The organism is Methylobacterium litchii, from assembly GCF_038442315.1.
In the GTDB taxonomy this organism is placed as follows: domain Bacteria; phylum Pseudomonadota; class Alphaproteobacteria; order Rhizobiales; family Beijerinckiaceae; genus Methylobacterium; species Methylobacterium litchii.
This window is the reverse complement of the sequence record NZ_JBBXMY010000004.1, coordinates 169,917-185,535: the sequence shown is the minus strand read 5'-3', so window position 1 is coordinate 185,535 and position 15,619 is coordinate 169,917. Positions and strand designations below refer to the sequence as shown.

The 15,619-nt window shown below is 69.7% G+C and carries 9 protein-coding genes; 3 read left to right on the top strand and 6 right to left on the bottom strand.

The window, feature by feature from the left end; all coding sequences use genetic code 11:
* Positions 1 to 119: 119 nt before the first annotated feature.
* A complete protein-coding gene (locus AAHF99_RS10250; RefSeq protein WP_342164151.1) occupies positions 120 to 1,913 on the bottom strand; it encodes an ABC transporter ATP-binding protein in 1,794 nt (597 codons plus the stop codon).
* 200 nt (positions 1,914 to 2,113) lie between these two features.
* Here AAHF99_RS10250 and AAHF99_RS10245 point away from each other — a divergent pair, with 200 nt between their 5' ends.
* From AAHF99_RS10245 to purH, 3 genes are all read left to right on the top strand, one after another.
* Entirely contained in the window at positions 2,114 to 3,028 is a 915-nt protein-coding gene (locus AAHF99_RS10245) for a metal ABC transporter solute-binding protein, Zn/Mn family (RefSeq protein WP_342164150.1), read from the top strand.
* 124 nt (positions 3,029 to 3,152) lie between these two features.
* On the top strand, positions 3,153 to 4,907 hold the full coding sequence (locus AAHF99_RS10240) for a heparinase II/III family protein (protein WP_412759861.1): 1,755 nt from the start codon (positions 3,153 to 3,155) through the stop codon (positions 4,905 to 4,907).
* Positions 4,908 to 5,004: 97 nt separating this feature from the next.
* Positions 5,005 to 6,603 (top strand): bifunctional phosphoribosylaminoimidazolecarboxamide formyltransferase/IMP cyclohydrolase, encoded by a 1,599-nt coding sequence (gene purH / locus AAHF99_RS10235; RefSeq protein ID WP_342164148.1) that lies wholly within the window; start codon positions 5,005 to 5,007, stop codon positions 6,601 to 6,603.
* Between the two features lie 56 nt (positions 6,604 to 6,659).
* Here the strand turns inward: purH and AAHF99_RS10230 are convergent, their stop codons facing one another.
* The 5 genes from AAHF99_RS10230 to AAHF99_RS10210 all read right to left on the bottom strand — a co-directional run bounded on the left by AAHF99_RS10230 (position 6,660) and on the right by AAHF99_RS10210 (position 15,425).
* Positions 6,660 to 8,396 carry an MFS transporter gene (locus AAHF99_RS10230; RefSeq protein ID WP_342164147.1) on the bottom strand — a complete coding sequence of 579 codons (1,737 nt, stop codon included), beginning with the start codon at positions 8,394 to 8,396 and terminating at the stop codon, positions 6,660 to 6,662.
* Positions 8,397 to 8,621: 225 nt separating this feature from the next.
* The gene (locus tag AAHF99_RS10225; protein WP_342164146.1) at positions 8,622 to 10,310 is read right to left on the bottom strand and encodes a cation acetate symporter; all 1,689 of its coding nucleotides are present in this window, start codon (positions 10,308 to 10,310) and stop codon (positions 8,622 to 8,624) included.
* Positions 10,310 to 10,684 carry a DUF485 domain-containing protein gene (locus AAHF99_RS10220; protein ID WP_342164145.1) on the bottom strand — a complete coding sequence of 125 codons (375 nt, stop codon included), beginning with the start codon at positions 10,682 to 10,684 and terminating at the stop codon, positions 10,310 to 10,312. Before AAHF99_RS10220 ends, AAHF99_RS10225 begins: the two co-directional genes overlap by 1 nt.
* A 133-nt stretch (positions 10,685 to 10,817) precedes the next feature.
* Entirely contained in the window at positions 10,818 to 12,764 is a 1,947-nt protein-coding gene (acs, locus tag AAHF99_RS10215; RefSeq protein ID WP_342164143.1) for an acetate--CoA ligase, read from the bottom strand.
* Between the two features lie 237 nt (positions 12,765 to 13,001).
* A complete protein-coding gene (locus tag AAHF99_RS10210; protein WP_342164141.1) occupies positions 13,002 to 15,425 on the bottom strand; it encodes a sensor histidine kinase in 2,424 nt (807 codons plus the stop codon).
* Positions 15,426 to 15,619: the final 194 nt, after the last annotated feature.

Below are 15,619 nucleotides of genomic sequence, written 5' to 3'. Positions count from 1 at the left end.
TCCTCTCGGTCGGACCCGCGCCTTGCCTCACGGCGGGACGGCGCGGCTCCGGACCCATGTTCCGGCGCACTCCCCGCGTGGGACGGGCGTCCGCAGCGGCGGGGAGCACATCCGATGCCTTATGGCGTGGTCTGCGCCGGGACGCCACTGTCCTCCGGCACCATCGGGTCGTCGCTGAGTTGCAGGCGGCGCAAGCGGGCATAGGCGCCGCCGTGCACCACGAGGTCGTCGTGCCGCCCGGTCTCGATGACGCGCCCGGCCTCCATCACCGCAATCAGCCCCGCGTCGCGCACGGTGGAGAGGCGGTGGGCGATGACGAGGACGGTACGCCCGCGCATCAGCCGGCGAAGTGCCTCCTGCACGAGGCGCTCCGATTCGGAATCGAGGGCGGAGGTCGCCTCGTCGAGGAGGAGGATCGGCGCGTCCTTCAGGAAGGCGCGGGCGAGCGCGATGCGCTGGCGCTCGCCGCCAGACAGCCGCCCGCCGCCGGAGCCGACGCGGAACGCGTAGCCCCCCGGCAGGGCGGAGACGAAACCGTGCGCTGCCGCCGCCTCGGCCGCCGCCTCGATCTCCGCTTGTGAGGCGCCGGGGCGCCCGAAACCGATGTTGGCGGCGATGGTGTCGTCGAACAGCACGACCTCCTGCGAGACGACCGCCACCGCCGCCCGCAGGGAGGAGAGGGTCACGCTGCGCACGTCCTGCCCGTCGATCAGCACGCGGCCGGCATCGACGTCGTAGAGGCGAGGCACGAGGTTGAGCAGGCTCGACTTGCCCGAACCCGAGCGGCCGACGAGGGCCGTCACGCCGCCCGCCGGGGCGGTGAGGTCGATGCCCTCCAGGGCCGGTGCGTCGGACCGGTAGCGGAAGCGCACCGCCTCGAAGCGGATATCGCCCGCGCCGACCCTGAGCGGCACCGCGCCCGGCGCCTCGCGGATCGTGGGCGCCTCGTCCATCAGGTCGAAGTAGCGCCGCAGCGCCGCCGCCGCCTCCTGCAAAATGGCGTTGAGGTTGCCGAGCGCCCGCGCCGGCTGGGCGGCGAGCAGCAGGGCGGCGACGTATCCGGTGAAATCGCCGACCGTGCGGTCGCCGTTCAGGACGCGCTGGCCCACGAGGACCAGCACCACCGCGACCGCGAGGCCGCCGCCGATTTCGAGCAGCGGGTCCAGCCGTCCGCGCGCGTTGGCCGCCTTCATCTTCAGGCGGCGGACCTCATCGAGGGATTCGGCCGCGCGGCCCTTCAGGTAGCCCTCCATGGCGAAGGTCTTGGCGACGCGGGCGCCCTGCAGGCTCTCGGAGATGAGGCTCGCGGTGGCGCCCATCTGCTCCTGCGTCGAGGTCGAGACCTTCCGCAGCTTCTTACCGATCTTGCCGATGGGTCCCGCCACGAACGGCACGGTGACGCCCGCGACCAGGGTCAGGATCGGGTCCATCCAGAGGAGGGCGGCGACGAGCCCGACCAGCATGGCGATGTCGCGCAGGAGCACCGTCGAGATGCGGGTCAGCGCCTCCTTGATGAAGGCAAAATCGGTGGTGAAACGCTGAGTGAGCGCGGCGGGGCTTTCCCGCCCGAGCTGGGCGAGGTCGGCCTCGATGAGATGGCCGTAGAGGGCCGCCTGCATGTCGGCCTCGACGCGGGTGACGACCTTGTTGGTCAGCACCGTCTGCCCGTAGAGGGCGAAGCCGCGCAGCGACGTGACGAGCACCACGATGATCGGCCCGTAGGCGATGGCCGAGGCGTCCTTGCGGTCGAACGCGTCGAAGGCCGCCTTGATGAGCGCCGGGTACAGCCCCGTCGAGGCGCCGACCACGGCGATCAGCACCAGAACGATGGCGAGGACCGCGCGGTGGGGGGAAAGCCATTCCCGCCACAGCCGGGCGAGCAGAGGGGCCGTGTCGCCGGGCAGGCGTGCCATGGAAAGTCCGGTTCGAACCCGTGTGGCGGCCCCGGTGCGGAGTCGCGGAGGCGGTGTGCCGCCCCCGCCGCCGCGGATCAAGCCATTCCGGCCGAAAGAGGGTCCGGCGGTACTGCACGGCATGATCGCGAGGCGCCCATCCCCGCCTTGTGTATGTAACATTGTTACATTATCAGGCCGCGACGGCAGGGAGGTTCTGGGTGAGCGGATTGGTGCGTGTGGCGGCTGTGCTCGCCGTGTTCCTCTGGTCGGGGGTCTCGGCCTTCGCGGGGGACGGGCCCGTGCGCGCGGTGGCGACCTTCTCGATTCTCGGCGACCTCGTGCGGCAGGTCGGCGGGCGCCACGTCGAGGTGACGACCCTGGTCGGGCCGGGTTCGGACGTGCATTCCTTCAGCCCCGCACCGGGGGATGCGCGGACCCTCGCGCGGGCGGACATCGTGTTCATGAACGGGCTCGGCCTCGAAGGCTGGATCGAGCGGCTGATCCGCGCCTCCGGCACGAAGGCGCCCATCGTCATCGCGAGTCGGGGCGTTCCGACCATCGCGGAGGCCGATCCGCATGCCCATGCCGGCCACGGACACGACGACATCGATCCCCATGCCTGGCAGAGTGTCGCGAACGTGAAGATCTACGTCGCCAACATCCGCGACGGGCTGGCGAAGGTCGATCCCGCCCATGCCGCCGACTACGCAGCAGCCGCCACCGCATACGAGGCCAAGCTCGACGCCCTCGACCGGGACGTGCGCGCCGCCCTGGAGCGGATCCCCCCACAGAACCGCCGGCTCATCACCACGCACGATGCGTTCGGCTATTTCGGCTCGACGTATGGGCTGACGATCCTGGCGCCGCAGGGCCTCTCCACGGAGAGCGAGGCGAGCCCGCGCGACGTGGCCAAGATCATCACCCAGATCCGCAAGGAGAAGGTGCCGGCGGTCTTCCTCGAAACCGTGACCGATCCGCGCCAGATGGAGCGCATCGCCCGCGAGAGCGGCGCCCGGATCGGCGGCGAGGTCTATTCGGACGCGCTCTCCCCGCCGGACGGCCCGGCACCGACCTATCTCGCGATGATCGCCGCGAACGTGAAGGCCTTCGAGACGGCTTTGGCGCCGCACTGAGCGAGCCGGGTGGGCTGACACAGCGTAAACCAATGGTTAAGAGGCCCGCCCTACCTTGAGGAGGGAGGGTGCCGGCCGAACCTCGACCGTGAGGTCTCCCGGGCCTGAAGTCATGGGAGAACGCGTGGCTTGGGGGCCTGATGGCTGGGGGCCTGACCGCTGGCGATTGTACCGGCTGGTCGGGCGGGAGGTCGCGCGCACCGCGCGGGCCGCCGCCGCGCGCGTCAGTGCGCCGCCCGCGATCCTTGCGCGTGTCCGCGTCGGCGCCTTGGTGATTGCGCCGCAGGACCTGCGCACCTCCGACGCGACCTTCGCCGACGACATCTATGCCGGGCTCTTCGTCTTCGCGGGCCGCTCGCTCGCGGCCGGCGGCGGCTCGCCCTTCGATTACGCGCCGCCCTCGCCGGAATGGGCGGACGAGCTCTACGGCTTCGGCTGGCTGCGCCATCTGCGCGCGGCGGATACGGCGCTGGCCCGCGCCAACGCCCGCAGCTTCGTCTCCGATTTCATCGCCGGGCGGGGCGATCCGGTCCTGGCGCGGCAGACGCCCGTCGCCGCGCGGCGGCTGATCTCGTTCCTGTGCCAGTCGCCCCTGGTGCTGGAAGGGGCCGATCACGGCTTCTACGACAGCTTCCTGCGGGCCATCGGCCGCAACGCGCAGCAACTGGAGCGCGACCTGCGCAAGGGCGTGATGCCGGCCGCGCGGCTGAACGCGGCGGTGGCGCTCTGCTACGCCGGCCTGTGCTGCGAGGGGATCCAGTCGATCCTGCGCCGGGCGACGCGGGTGCTCTCGCGCGAACTGGAACGGCAGATCCTGGCCGATGGCGGCCACCGCTCGCGCAATCCGCGCTTCGGCATGGAATTGCTGCTCGATCTCCTGCCTCTGCGGCAGGCCTTCCTCAGCCGCTCCGTCGAGCCGCCGGCCGCTTTGCTGCGCGCCATCGACCGGATGCTGCCGCTGCTGCGGCTGCTGCGCCACCCCGATGCCTCGCTCAGCCACTTCAACGGCATGGGCGCCACCGACGCCGACCACCTCGCGACGCTCCTCGTCTATGACGACACGTTCGGGCGGCCGATGATGCACGCGCCGAATTCCGGCTACGAGCGGATGGAGGGCGGGCGCGTCGTCCTCACCGCCGATGTCGGGGCCTGCGCACCGCTGCCCTACTCGGTAAGCGCGGGGGCGGGCTGCCTCTCCTTCGAGATGTCGAGCGGGCCGCAGCGGATCGTCGTGAATTGCGGCCTGCCGGCGAGCGGGCCGGACATGCGCCTCCTCGCGCGCTCGACGGCGGCGCATTCCACCGCGACGGTGTCGGACGCCTCCTCCTGCCGCTTCGTGGTGAAGTCGGGCTGGTGGTGGGAGCGGCGCATGAGCGCCTGGATCAGCCGCCGCATGGGCCCCGTGGTGCTCCGCGGGCCGCTGGCAGTCGCCGCCGAACGCGACGAGCAGGCGGACGGCATCGTCCTCGCCGCGCGGCACGACGGCTACCTCCAAGAATTCGGGCTCGTCCACGAACGGCGCTGGCACCTCCTGTCGGAGGAGGGGCGCCTGGAAGGGCACGATGCCTTCATGCGCCAGGGCAAGGGCGCGACCTCCCGCCTGCCGGGGCGTACGCGCGGGCTCTCGGTGGCAGTGCGCTTCCACATCCATCCGGCCATCGCCGTGCGCCACGTGCCCGGCGGGATCGAGCTCGCCTCGGCGCTCGGGGAGGTCTGGCTGTTCGATGCCGAGGGCGCCGAGGTGCGCATTGAGGAGAGCGTCTATTTCGCCGGCCTCAGCGGGCCGCGCCGCACGGACCAGATCGTGCTCTACCTCGCCGTCACCGACGCGGCCGAGGTGCGCTGGACCTTCGCCCGCCTCTCGGATGGCACCCGCTGAGGGTTTCAGCGGCGGGGGAGGGTCATCCGCCGAGGCTGGCCGCGCGCGGCGGTTCCATGGTAGCGCACCGCGACATACAACCACTTCGGCACGACCCATGACCCACGATCACGTGCGGGTGTCCCGCGCGCTCCTGTCCGTTTCCGACAAGGCCGGCCTCGTCGACTTCGCCCGCGCCCTCGACGCGCGCGGCATCGCGCTGGTCTCGACGGGCGGGACCTTCAAGGCGCTGAAGGAGGCCGGCATCCCGGTCACCGAGGTCGCGGACCTGACCGGTTTCCCGGAGATGATGGACGGGCGGGTGAAGACCCTGCACCCGGCGGTGCATGGCGGCCTGCTCGCGATCCGCGACAACCCGGAGCATCAGGCGGCGCTGGCCGCGCACGGGATCGGCGCCATCGACCTCCTCGTGGTGAACCTCTACCCGTTCGAGGCGACGATCGCGGCCGACAGGCCCGAAGAGGATTGCATCGAGAACATCGACATCGGCGGCCCGGCGATGATCCGCGCGGCGGCCAAGAACCACGCCGACGTGGCGGTCGTGACCGACGTCTCGGATTACGGCACGATCCTCGATGCCCTGGAGGCCGGCGACGGCACGCTCGGCTTCGCCCTGCGCCGCAAGCTGGCGCAGAAGGCCTATGCCCGCACCGCCTCCTACGACGCGGCCATCGCCAACTGGATGGCGACGCGGTTCGAGGTGGACGAGCCGCAGCCCTTCCGCGCCTTCGGCGGCAGCCTCGCCCAGGGGCTGCGCTACGGCGAGAACCCGCACCAGAGCGCCGCCTTCTACCGCTCGCCCGGCATCCCGCGCGCGGGCGTCGCGACCGCCCGGCAGCTTCAGGGCAAGGAGCTGTCGTTCAACAATTTCAACGACACGGACGCGGCCTACGAATGCGTCGCGGAGTTCGACCCGGCCCGCACGGCGGCGGTGGCGATCATCAAGCACGCCAACCCCTGCGGCGTGGCCGAGGGCGGGAGCCTGCTCGAGGCCTACGAGCGGGCGCTCGCCTGCGATCCGGTCTCGGCCTTCGGCGGCATCGTCGCGCTGAACCGGACCCTCGACGCCGAGGCCGCGCGTAAGATCGTGGAGATCTTCACCGAGGTCATCATCGCCCCCGAGGCGAGCGAGGAGGCCATCGCCATCCTCGCGGGCAAGAAGAACCTGCGTCTGCTCCTCGCGGGCAGTTTGCCTGACCCGCGCGCGCCCGGCGTCACGGTGCGGACGCTCGCGGGCGGCCTGCTCGTGCAGGGCCGCGACGCCGTGGTGGTCGATGAGATGCCGTTCCAGGTCGTCACCAAGCGCGCGCCGACCGAGGCTGAGGCCTCCGACATGCGCTTCGCCTACCGCGTCGCCAAGCACGTGAAGTCGAACGCCATCGTCTACGTGAAGGACGGCGCGACGGTGGGCGTCGGCGCCGGGCAGATGTCGCGGGTGGATTCCTCGCGCATCGCCGCCTGGAAGGCCCGCGAGGGCGCCGACCGGCTCGGCCTCGCCGACAGCCTCGCCAAGGGCGCGGTCGTCGCCTCCGACGCGTTCTTCCCCTTCGCGGATGGCCTGCTCGCCGCCGCCGAGGCCGGCGCCACGGCGGTGATCCAGCCGGGCGGCTCCATGCGCGACAACGAGGTGATCGCCGCCGCCGACGAGGCCGGTCTGGCGATGGTCTTCACCGGTCACCGCCACTTCCGGCACTGAAACGAAGAACCCCTCGCGCCGCAGGGCGGGCGAGGGGTTTGATCATGGTCCGCCGATCAGGCCAGGAGATCTCTGTCCTTGGTCTCGGGGATGAAGATCAGGCCCACCACGAAGGTGAAGAGCGCGATCACGATCGGGTACCAGAGGCCGTAATAGATATCGCCGGTCTGGGCCACCATCGCGAAGGCGGTGGCGGGCAGGAGACCGCCGAACCAGCCGTTGCCGATGTGGTAGGGCAGCGACATCGAGGTGTAGCGGATCCGGGTCGGGAACAGCTCCACCAAGGCGGCGGCGATCGGGCCGTAGACCATCGTCACGTAGACCGCGAGGATGAACAGGATCCCGATCACCGCGAGCTTCTGGCTCGTGAAAATGTCGAGCGGATGCGCGGCCTTGATCACGGTCGGGTTCGCCGTCGCCGAGGGGTAGCCCGCCTCGGTGAGCGCCGCCGACACCGTCTTGGCGAAGGCCGGGTCGGCCACGGGGAAGTCCTTCCCCTTGACGGTGACGACGGTCGGCGTCCCGGCCGCCTGGTTCTCGGTCGTGTAGTTCACGGCGGACCGGGCGAGCAGCGCCTTGGCGACATCGCACTCCTTCGTGAACTTGGCCGTGCCGACCGGATTGAACTGGAACGAGCAATCGGCGGTGTTGGTCTTCACCACCACCGGCACGTTCGTCTGGGCCGCGTGCAGCGCCGGGTTGGCGCTGGCGGTCAGCATGTTGAACAGCGGGAAGTAGGTGAGGGCCGCGAGCAGGCAGCCGCCGAGGATGATCGGCTTACGGCCGACCTTGTCCGAGAGCGCGCCGAAGACGAGGAACCCGCCCGTCACCGCGATCAGCGACCACGCCACCATCACGTTGGCGGTGAACTGATCGACCTTCAGGATGCTCTGCAGGAAGAACAGCGCGTAGAACTGGCCGGTGTACCAGACCACCGCCTGGCCGGCGGTGAGGCCGAGCAGCGCCAGCAGCGCCCACTTGGCGTTCTTCCACTGGCCGAAGGCCTCGGAGAGCGGCGCCTTCGAGTGGGTGCCCTCTTCCTTCATCTTCTTGAAGGCCGGGCTCTCGCTCATCTGCAGGCGGATCCAGACCGAGATCGCCAGCAGCGCCACCGACACGAGGAACGGGATGCGCCAGCCCCAGACCTGGAAGGCCGTGAGCGTGGTCGTGGTGCCGTCGGCGTTCGTGACGGTGGTGGCCGGGAACGCGCTGTTCACGTAGCCCTGCGTCGACAGGATGATGATCAGCGAGAGCAGCAGGCCCAGCGTCGCGGTCGCCTGGATGAACGAGGTGTAGAAGCCGCGCCGGCCGGTCGGTGCGTGCTCGGCCACGTAGACCGCCGCGCCGCCGTACTCACCGCCGAGCGCCAGACCCTGGAGCATTCGCAGGACGAGCAGCGACACGGGCGCGACCCAGCCGATGCCGTAGGCGTTCATCGTGTTGTAGGAGGGCAGCAGGCCGACCGCGAAGGTCGAGATGCCCATGATGAGGATGGTGACGAGGAAGGTGTGCTTGCGGCCCACGAGGTCGCCGAGGCGTCCGAACACCAGGGCGCCGAAGGGGCGCACGATGAAGCCGGCGGCGAAAGCGAGAAGGGCGAAGATGTTTCGCGTGGCTTCCGGATAGGCCGAGAAGAATTGCGCGCCGATCACGGTCGCGAGGGAGCCGTAGAGGAAGAAGTCGTACCATTCGAAGACGGTGCCGAGAGAGGAGGCCAGGATGACCTTCTTCTCGCCCGCCGTCATCGGCCTTACGGTCTCTCCGGCCCGCGGTAACGCGGCTGCCACTGCCATCTGTCGTGCCCTCCCAGGTGAATGACGACGCCTTTGCGGCGCGGTCTGCGTTTTTCGCAGATCACCCATGCATTACATCACGTCTGCGGCGGACCCAACAGATAAAGCATTCGTGAATCCCAACTATCAACACAACAGACCCGAAGCGTAAGCGGACCGTGGAACGAAGAAGGGGCGCGGTTTGCACCGCGCCCCCTTTGTCACTCTTCGAAGGATTAAAGACGATCAGTGAGCGTGGGCGCCCACGGCGCCGATGCCGGTCTCGGAGCGCACGAACTGCGCCTCGAACGCTGCCCGCTCCCGTTGGGCGCGGCGGGTCCTGTCCATGAGCGACACGATCCAGATCGTCGCGAAGGCCAGCGGCATCGAGAACAGGGCCGGGTTGTCGTAGGGGAACAGCGCCACCGGATGGCCGAAGGTCGTGACCCACACGGCCTTCGAGAGCACCACCATCACCACCGCCGCCGTCAGGCCCACGAGGCCGCCCGCAAGAGCGCCCCAGGTCGTGGTGCCGCGCCAGAGGATCGACATCGCCAGCACGGGGAAGTTGCAGCTCGCCGCCACTGAGAAGGCGAGACCGACCATGAAGGCGACGTTCTGGTTCTCGAAGATGTAGCCGAGCACGATCGCCACAATGCCGATGACCACGGCGGCGATCTTGGAGAGGTTGACCTCGTGCTTTTCGGTGGTGCGCCCGCGGGCGATCACCTGGGCGTAGAGATCGTGGCTCACCGCGGAGGCGCCGGCGAGCGTCAGGCCCGCCACCACCGCGAGGATGGTCGCGAAGGCCACCGCCGAAATGAAGCCCAGGAAGTACGGGCCACCCACCGCGTTGGCGAGGTTCACGGCGACCATGTTGGTGCCGCCGACCATGTCCTTCAGCTTGTCGAAGGTCCCGGCCGCGCCGAGCTTGAAGTAGCTCGGGTCGGACATCAGCAGCGCGATGCCGCCGAAGCCGATGATGAAGGTGAGGATGTAGAAGTAGCCGATCAGGCCGGTGGCGTAGAACACCGACTTGCGGGCGGCCTGCGCGTCCGACACCGTGAAGAAGCGCATGAGGATGTGCGGCAGGCCGGCGGTGCCGAACATCAGGCCGACGCCGAGCGAGATCGCCTCGACCGGGTTCGACACGAGGCCGCCCGGCGCCATGATCGCATCACCCTTGGGGTGGACGTCCACGGCCTTCTTGAACAGGATCTCGGGGTTGAAGCCGTAGGAGTAGAGCACCGCGCCGGCCATGAAGGTCGCGCCGCCGAGCAGCAGGCACGCCTTGATCACCTGCACCCAGGTGGTCGCCTTCATGCCGCCGAAGGCGACGTAGACGATCATCAGCACGCCGACGATCACCACCGCGTAGAGGTAGGGCAGGCCGAACAGGAGCTGGATCAGCTTACCCGCGCCGACCATCTGCGCGATCAGGTAGAACGCCACCACCACGAGGGTGCCGGTCGCCGAGATGATGCGGATCGAGGTCTGGTCGAGGCGGAAGCTTGCCACGTCGGCGAAGGTGAACTTGCCGAGGTTGCGCAGCCGCTCCGCGATCAGGAACAGCACGATCGGCCAGCCGACGAGGAAGCCCGTCGAGTAAATCAGCCCGTCGAAGCCGGAGGTGTAGACGAGGCCGGAGATGCCGAGGAACGAGGCGGCCGACATGTAGTCGCCCGCGATGGCGAGCGCGTTGGTGCCCGCCGAGATGCCGCCGCCGGCGGCGTAGAAGTCCGCCGCCGACTTGGTGCCCTTGGCCGCCTTGTAGGTGATGCCGAGCGTCAGCAGCACGAAGAATAGGAACATGCCGATGGCGGGCCAGTTCGTGGTCGCTTGCTGCACGGCGCCGAGATCCGGCCCGGCCGCGTAGGCCGCCGTCGCCGCCATGGTGGCGAGGGTCAGGCCGAGGAAGAGGGGAGCGTGGCGCATCAGCGGGCGACCTTGCGCTTGAGGGCGTCGCTCAGGGCGTCGAAGCGCGTGTTCGCGCGGGCGACGTAGATGCCGGTGAGCAGGAACGCGAAGAGGATGACGAAGACGCCGAGGAACAGGCCCAGCGAGGCCGTGCCGCCACCGACCTTGATCGCCATCACCGACTTGTCGAACGCGATCAGGCCGATGAAGCCGAAATAGACCACCAGCATCAGGCCGGTGAGGATCCAGCCGAACTTGGTGCGCTCGGCCACGAGCTGCTGGAACTCCGGCGTCCGGGCGATGCGTTCCAGTTGCGGATCGACGGTGTCCAAGCCCGCCGCTCCTATGGGCGTTACTTTCGCCCCCAGCCGTCCAACCGTTGACCCACTCATCGAACCATCCTCCCGGGAAGGCGCTTCGGCCTTCCACTCCCTGGTCACGCTTTGGCGTGTTCGCTCTCGTTATAGGGGGCGGCCGCCTCTCCGGCGACCGCCCCATGTGCTTGCCCACGCAATGTGGGAAAGATCAGCCCCGGTTCTGCCGGTTGTCGATCAGGTCATCGACCACCGCCGGGTCGGCGAGGGTCGAGGTGTCGCCGAGCGAACCGAAATCGTCCTCCGCGATCTTGCGCAGGATGCGGCGCATGATCTTGCCGGAGCGGGTCTTCGGCAGGCCGGGGGCGAACTGGATCAGGTCGGGCGAGGCGATCGGCCCGATATCCTTGCGCACCCAGGCGACCAGCTCCTTGCGGAGCCCGTCGTCGCCATCCTCGCCCTCGTTCAGGGTAACGTAGGCGTAGATGCCCTGGCCCTTCACGTTGTGCGGATAGCCGACCACGGCGGCCTCGGAGACCTTCGGGTGCGCGACCAGGGAGGATTCGACCTCCGCCGTGCCCATCCGGTGGCCCGACACGTTGATGACGTCGTCCACGCGGCCGGTGATCCAGTAATAGCCGTCCGCGTCGCGGCGGGCGCCGTCACCGGTGAAGTACTTGCCGGGATAGGTCGAGAAATAGGTCTGCTCGAACCGCTCGTGGTCGCCGTAGACCGTCCGCATCTGGCCCGGCCAGGAATCGGTGATGCAAAGGTTGCCCTCGCAGGCGCCCTGCAGGGGCTTGCCCTCGGCATCGACCATCTCCGGCTGCACGCCGAAGAAGGGGCGCGTGGCCGAGCCCGGCTTCAGGGCAGTGGCGCCCGGAAGCGGGGTGATGAGGATGCCGCCGGTCTCGGTCTGCCACCACGTATCCACGATGGCGCAGCGGCTGTCGCCGACGACCTTGTAGTACCATTCCCAGGCTTCCGGGTTGATCGGCTCGCCGACCGACCCCAGCACCCGCAGGCTCTGGCGGGAGGTCTTCTTCACCGGTCCCTCGCCGCCGCCCATGAGCGAGCGGATGGCGGTCGGCGCGGTGTAGAAGATGTTGACCTTGTGCTTGTCCACGACGTCCCAGAAGCGGGAGTTCGACGGATAGGTCGGGATGCCCTCGAACATCAGCGTCGTCGCGCCGTTCGCGAGCGGCCCGTAGACGATGTAGCTGTGGCCCGTGACCCAGCCGACATCGGCCGTGCACCAGTAGACGTCGCCTTCGCGGTAATCGAAGACGTATTCGTGCGTCATCGAGGCGTAGACGAGGTAGCCGCCCGTGGTGTGCACCACGCCCTTCGGCTGGCCGGTCGAGCCCGAGGTGTAGAGGATGAAGAGCGGGTGCTCGGCCTCCACCGGCTCGGCGGGGCACTCGTCCGTCACCTGCTCGGCAGCCTCGTCGTAATAGACGTCGCGGCCGGGCTCCATGGCGACGGCGCCGCCCGTGCGGCGCACGACGATGACATGATCGACGATCGGCGTGCCAAGGCGCTTGATTGCCTCGTCCACGTTGGCCTTCAGCGGCACCTTGCGGCCGCCACGCAGACCCTCGTCGGCGGTGATGACCAGCTTCGAACCGCAGCCCTGGATGCGCTGGGCCAGGGAGTCCGGCGAGAAGCCGCCGAAGACGATGGCGTGGATCGCCCCGAGCCGGGCGCAGGCGAGCATCGCGTAGGCGGCCTCGGGCACCATCGGCAGATAGAGGGTGACGCGGTCGCCCTTCTCGACGCCGCGGTTGCGCAGCACGTTGGCCCAGCGGCAGACCTGCGCATGCAACTCGCGATAGGTGATGTGCTTGGACTCGTCCGGGTTGTCGCCTTCCCAGATGATCGCCGTCTGTTCGCCGCGCGTCTCGAGATGACGGTCGACGCAATTGTAGGCGACGTTGGTCTTGCCGTCCTCGAACCACTTGATCGAGACGTTGCCGGGTTCGAAGCTGGTATTCTTGACGCGCGTATACGGCGTCATCCAGTCGATCCGCTTGCCGTGCTCGCTCCAGAAGGCGTCGGGATCCGTGACCGACGCCTGATACATCTCGCGATACTTGGCATCATCGACGAGGGCGCCCTCGCGCCACGCGTCCTGGACTTCGACGACCCTGCCTTCCATCGTGTTTCATCCCTGTTTTGGTGCCTGATCGTATCGCGGTTCAGACCGCGCAGCCAGGACTTCCAAAGTCGTGTAGCGTCATGAAGGCCGCTCCGGTAACCCCGGATCATCCCCCTGCGCACAAGAACCGACCGGCTCGATTTAAATTGAGCGCAATGGAAACGTGATGAACGGGCCGTCACCGCGCTGTCAAGCGACTTTCCAGAACGAAACAGTCAAGCGCCACAAACAATCCGGTCAGCCGGGTTCTTGCGATGACAAAGCAGCGGACTTGTCTCGCCCGCTCGAACGGGTGCCGCGCCTTGAAGGCAGAAGGATCTCGACCAGCGTTCCTTCCTCGCCCCGGGCCGTCGAGCGCAGGCGCCCGCCATTGGCCTGGATCAGGGCGCGGGGCAGGGCGAGGCGGGGATCGTCCTCGCTCGCGGCGGGTTTCGCCGCCTCCTGGGCCGGGCTCCCGTCGCGGACGCGCAGCGCCACCTCGGCGTTCTCGCCGCTGCCCGTCGAGACGATGACCTGCCCCCCGGCCGCCGAGCGGCGGATGGCCGCCTCGATGACCAGGGTGGCCGCGCGGCGCACGCTCGCCTCATCGACCTCGAGTTCGGCGAGGTCCGCCGAGAAGCTGGTGCGCAGGACGATCCGCCCCCGCGCCGCGTCGGCGTGGAGCCCCGCGACGCAACCGGCAACCACGTCGTTCAGCGCCAGCGGGCGGGGCGAGAGGTCGATCAGCCCGGCCTCGATGGCGGCGAGGTCGGAGAGTTCGGCCATGCGCTCCACGATCCGCTCGCCCGCATCGCGGATGTCGCTGAGGCAGGCACGGTAGCGGCGGTCGCCGAGGGCGCCGTAGCGTTCCTCCAGCATGGCGTGGGTCAGCGAGAGGATCGCATCGACCGGCTCGCGCAACTCGTGATCGAGGCGCAGCAGGCTGCTGGGGCGGGGCAGGGCGGGCTCCGGCCGGGCCGCCGGAGCCGAGCCGCTCGTCGTCGAATCCGACAGGCGGTGGAGCACCGCGACCCGCTGCCCGTCCGCGCGCGGCGGGGCGAGGGCCAGGGTCATGGCCCGGCCCTGCGCGAGGACGGCCGAGGGCGCTTCGCCGCCGCCAGTCAGGGCCGCCGCGAGGGGGACGGCACTGCCCGCATCGAACAGTCCGGCGAAGGCGCTGCCCACCAGTTCGGTCGGGCTGCCACCGAGGCAGGCAGCCGCCGCGCGGTTCAGGGTGACGACCCGCCCGTCGCGGTCGATGGTGACGACACCCGCCTGCAGTGCGTCGAGGGCCGCTTCGGCCCCGAGCGCCCGCCCGGCCTGGACTTCACGGGCCAGCCGCTCGGCGGCGAGTTCGCGCCGTGGGTCGTTCTCGTCGAGGCCGCGCAGCAGCAGGATCGCCGCCGGGCCGCCGGCCCAGGCGCAGATGCCGCGCGTCACCTCCACGGGGAAGGCGCCGCCGGCTGCCGTGCCGATGGCGGTCTCGTGCGATTGGCCGCTGCGGAAGTTCGGGGGGCCGCCCGGGAACACCGCATGGATCCCTGCCGCCCGCAGCGACTCAAGGTCGGCGTGGCGGGTCATGTCGAGGAACGGGCGGTTCACCGCCAGGATCGCTTCACCACGATGCACCATGGCGGCCATGGGCAGGCTGTCGAGGAGGCCGCCGCTCTCGTCGCCCTCGTCCGTGATCGCGGGCGCGATGTCGGCCCGCATGCCGGGGAAGGGCATCACCGACCCGGCGAGGCGCGCGGCCAGGGGGGCGGCGCTGTCGTCGTCGCCGGCATAGCGCGCGCCGAGCGCCCGCGCGATCTCGCGGAAGGCGGCGTGCTCGTCGTTGGAGAGCGTGCCGTCGGCGCCGCTCATCCCATCCTCGTCCGAGGCGAAGGCGATCAGGTCGTCCGCGAGGGTCGCCGGCCCGGCATCCGCCCGCGCGACGCCCCGGATCGTGCCGAATCCCTCGAAGCCCCGGAAGGGTGCGCCGTCCCGCGCGGAGGGCGCCCCCGAGACCTCGGCATGGACGATGTTGAGGCCGAGGCGGAAGCTGATCGGCAGCTTGCGGAAGGTCGCTCGGCCCGCCAGCGCCGCGAGGAGCGCGCGCAAACCGGAGGCATCACCTCCGGCGAGCCTGCGCCAATCCTGTCCGGCGAGTCCCGAAAGGGGGCCGGTGAGGCGGGTGAGCGTCCCGGCCTCGTCGCTGCGCCACAGGAAGCGGTCGCCCTCGCGCGGCGGCTCGGGAACGGGCGAGGGGGCTTCCGGGGCAGGGGGGCGGGGCGCCTCGATCTTCGCGGCCGCGGCGGGGGTGAGGCGCGGCAGGGCCGGCACACCGGACGGCACGGCGAGATAGACCGCCCGACCTTCGTCATCCGCCGCGCGCGACACAAGGAACAGGGAGGGCGGCACGATCCGGCGCGGATCGAGTCGCAGGCGCACGATGCGATGGCCGCCCTCGGACGGGCAGCAGGCGGCAAGCTGGCGGGCGATGCCGGGCAGGTCGAGCCCACGCAGGGCGTCGGCCAGCCGCGCGGCGGCCGGCGAGGCGTGGCGCACCCGCCCGTCCCCCGCGTCGAGGACGAGATGAGTGCCGGTCGAATCCTTCAGGGCGGCTGCCAGCGCCGGATCGCGCTCCCAGAGCGCGAAGGCCGGCGACAGGCGCGCGTCCCGCTGTGTGCTGTCGGTGTCCAAGCCCCGCGACTCCGCTCCCGGCTGCGAATGTTCGTCCCGTCCGGTGCGTCCGGCATGCGTGTTGGGCATGCGAACGATCCTGTTTGTAGCCCTTAGTAGCGCCAATGGCTGGACTATGGCGCTAACCGTCACACGTTTACGTCATGTCAACCTTAATGCCTGCGGCGCGGGTGGCATATGGCTGCGAATCGATT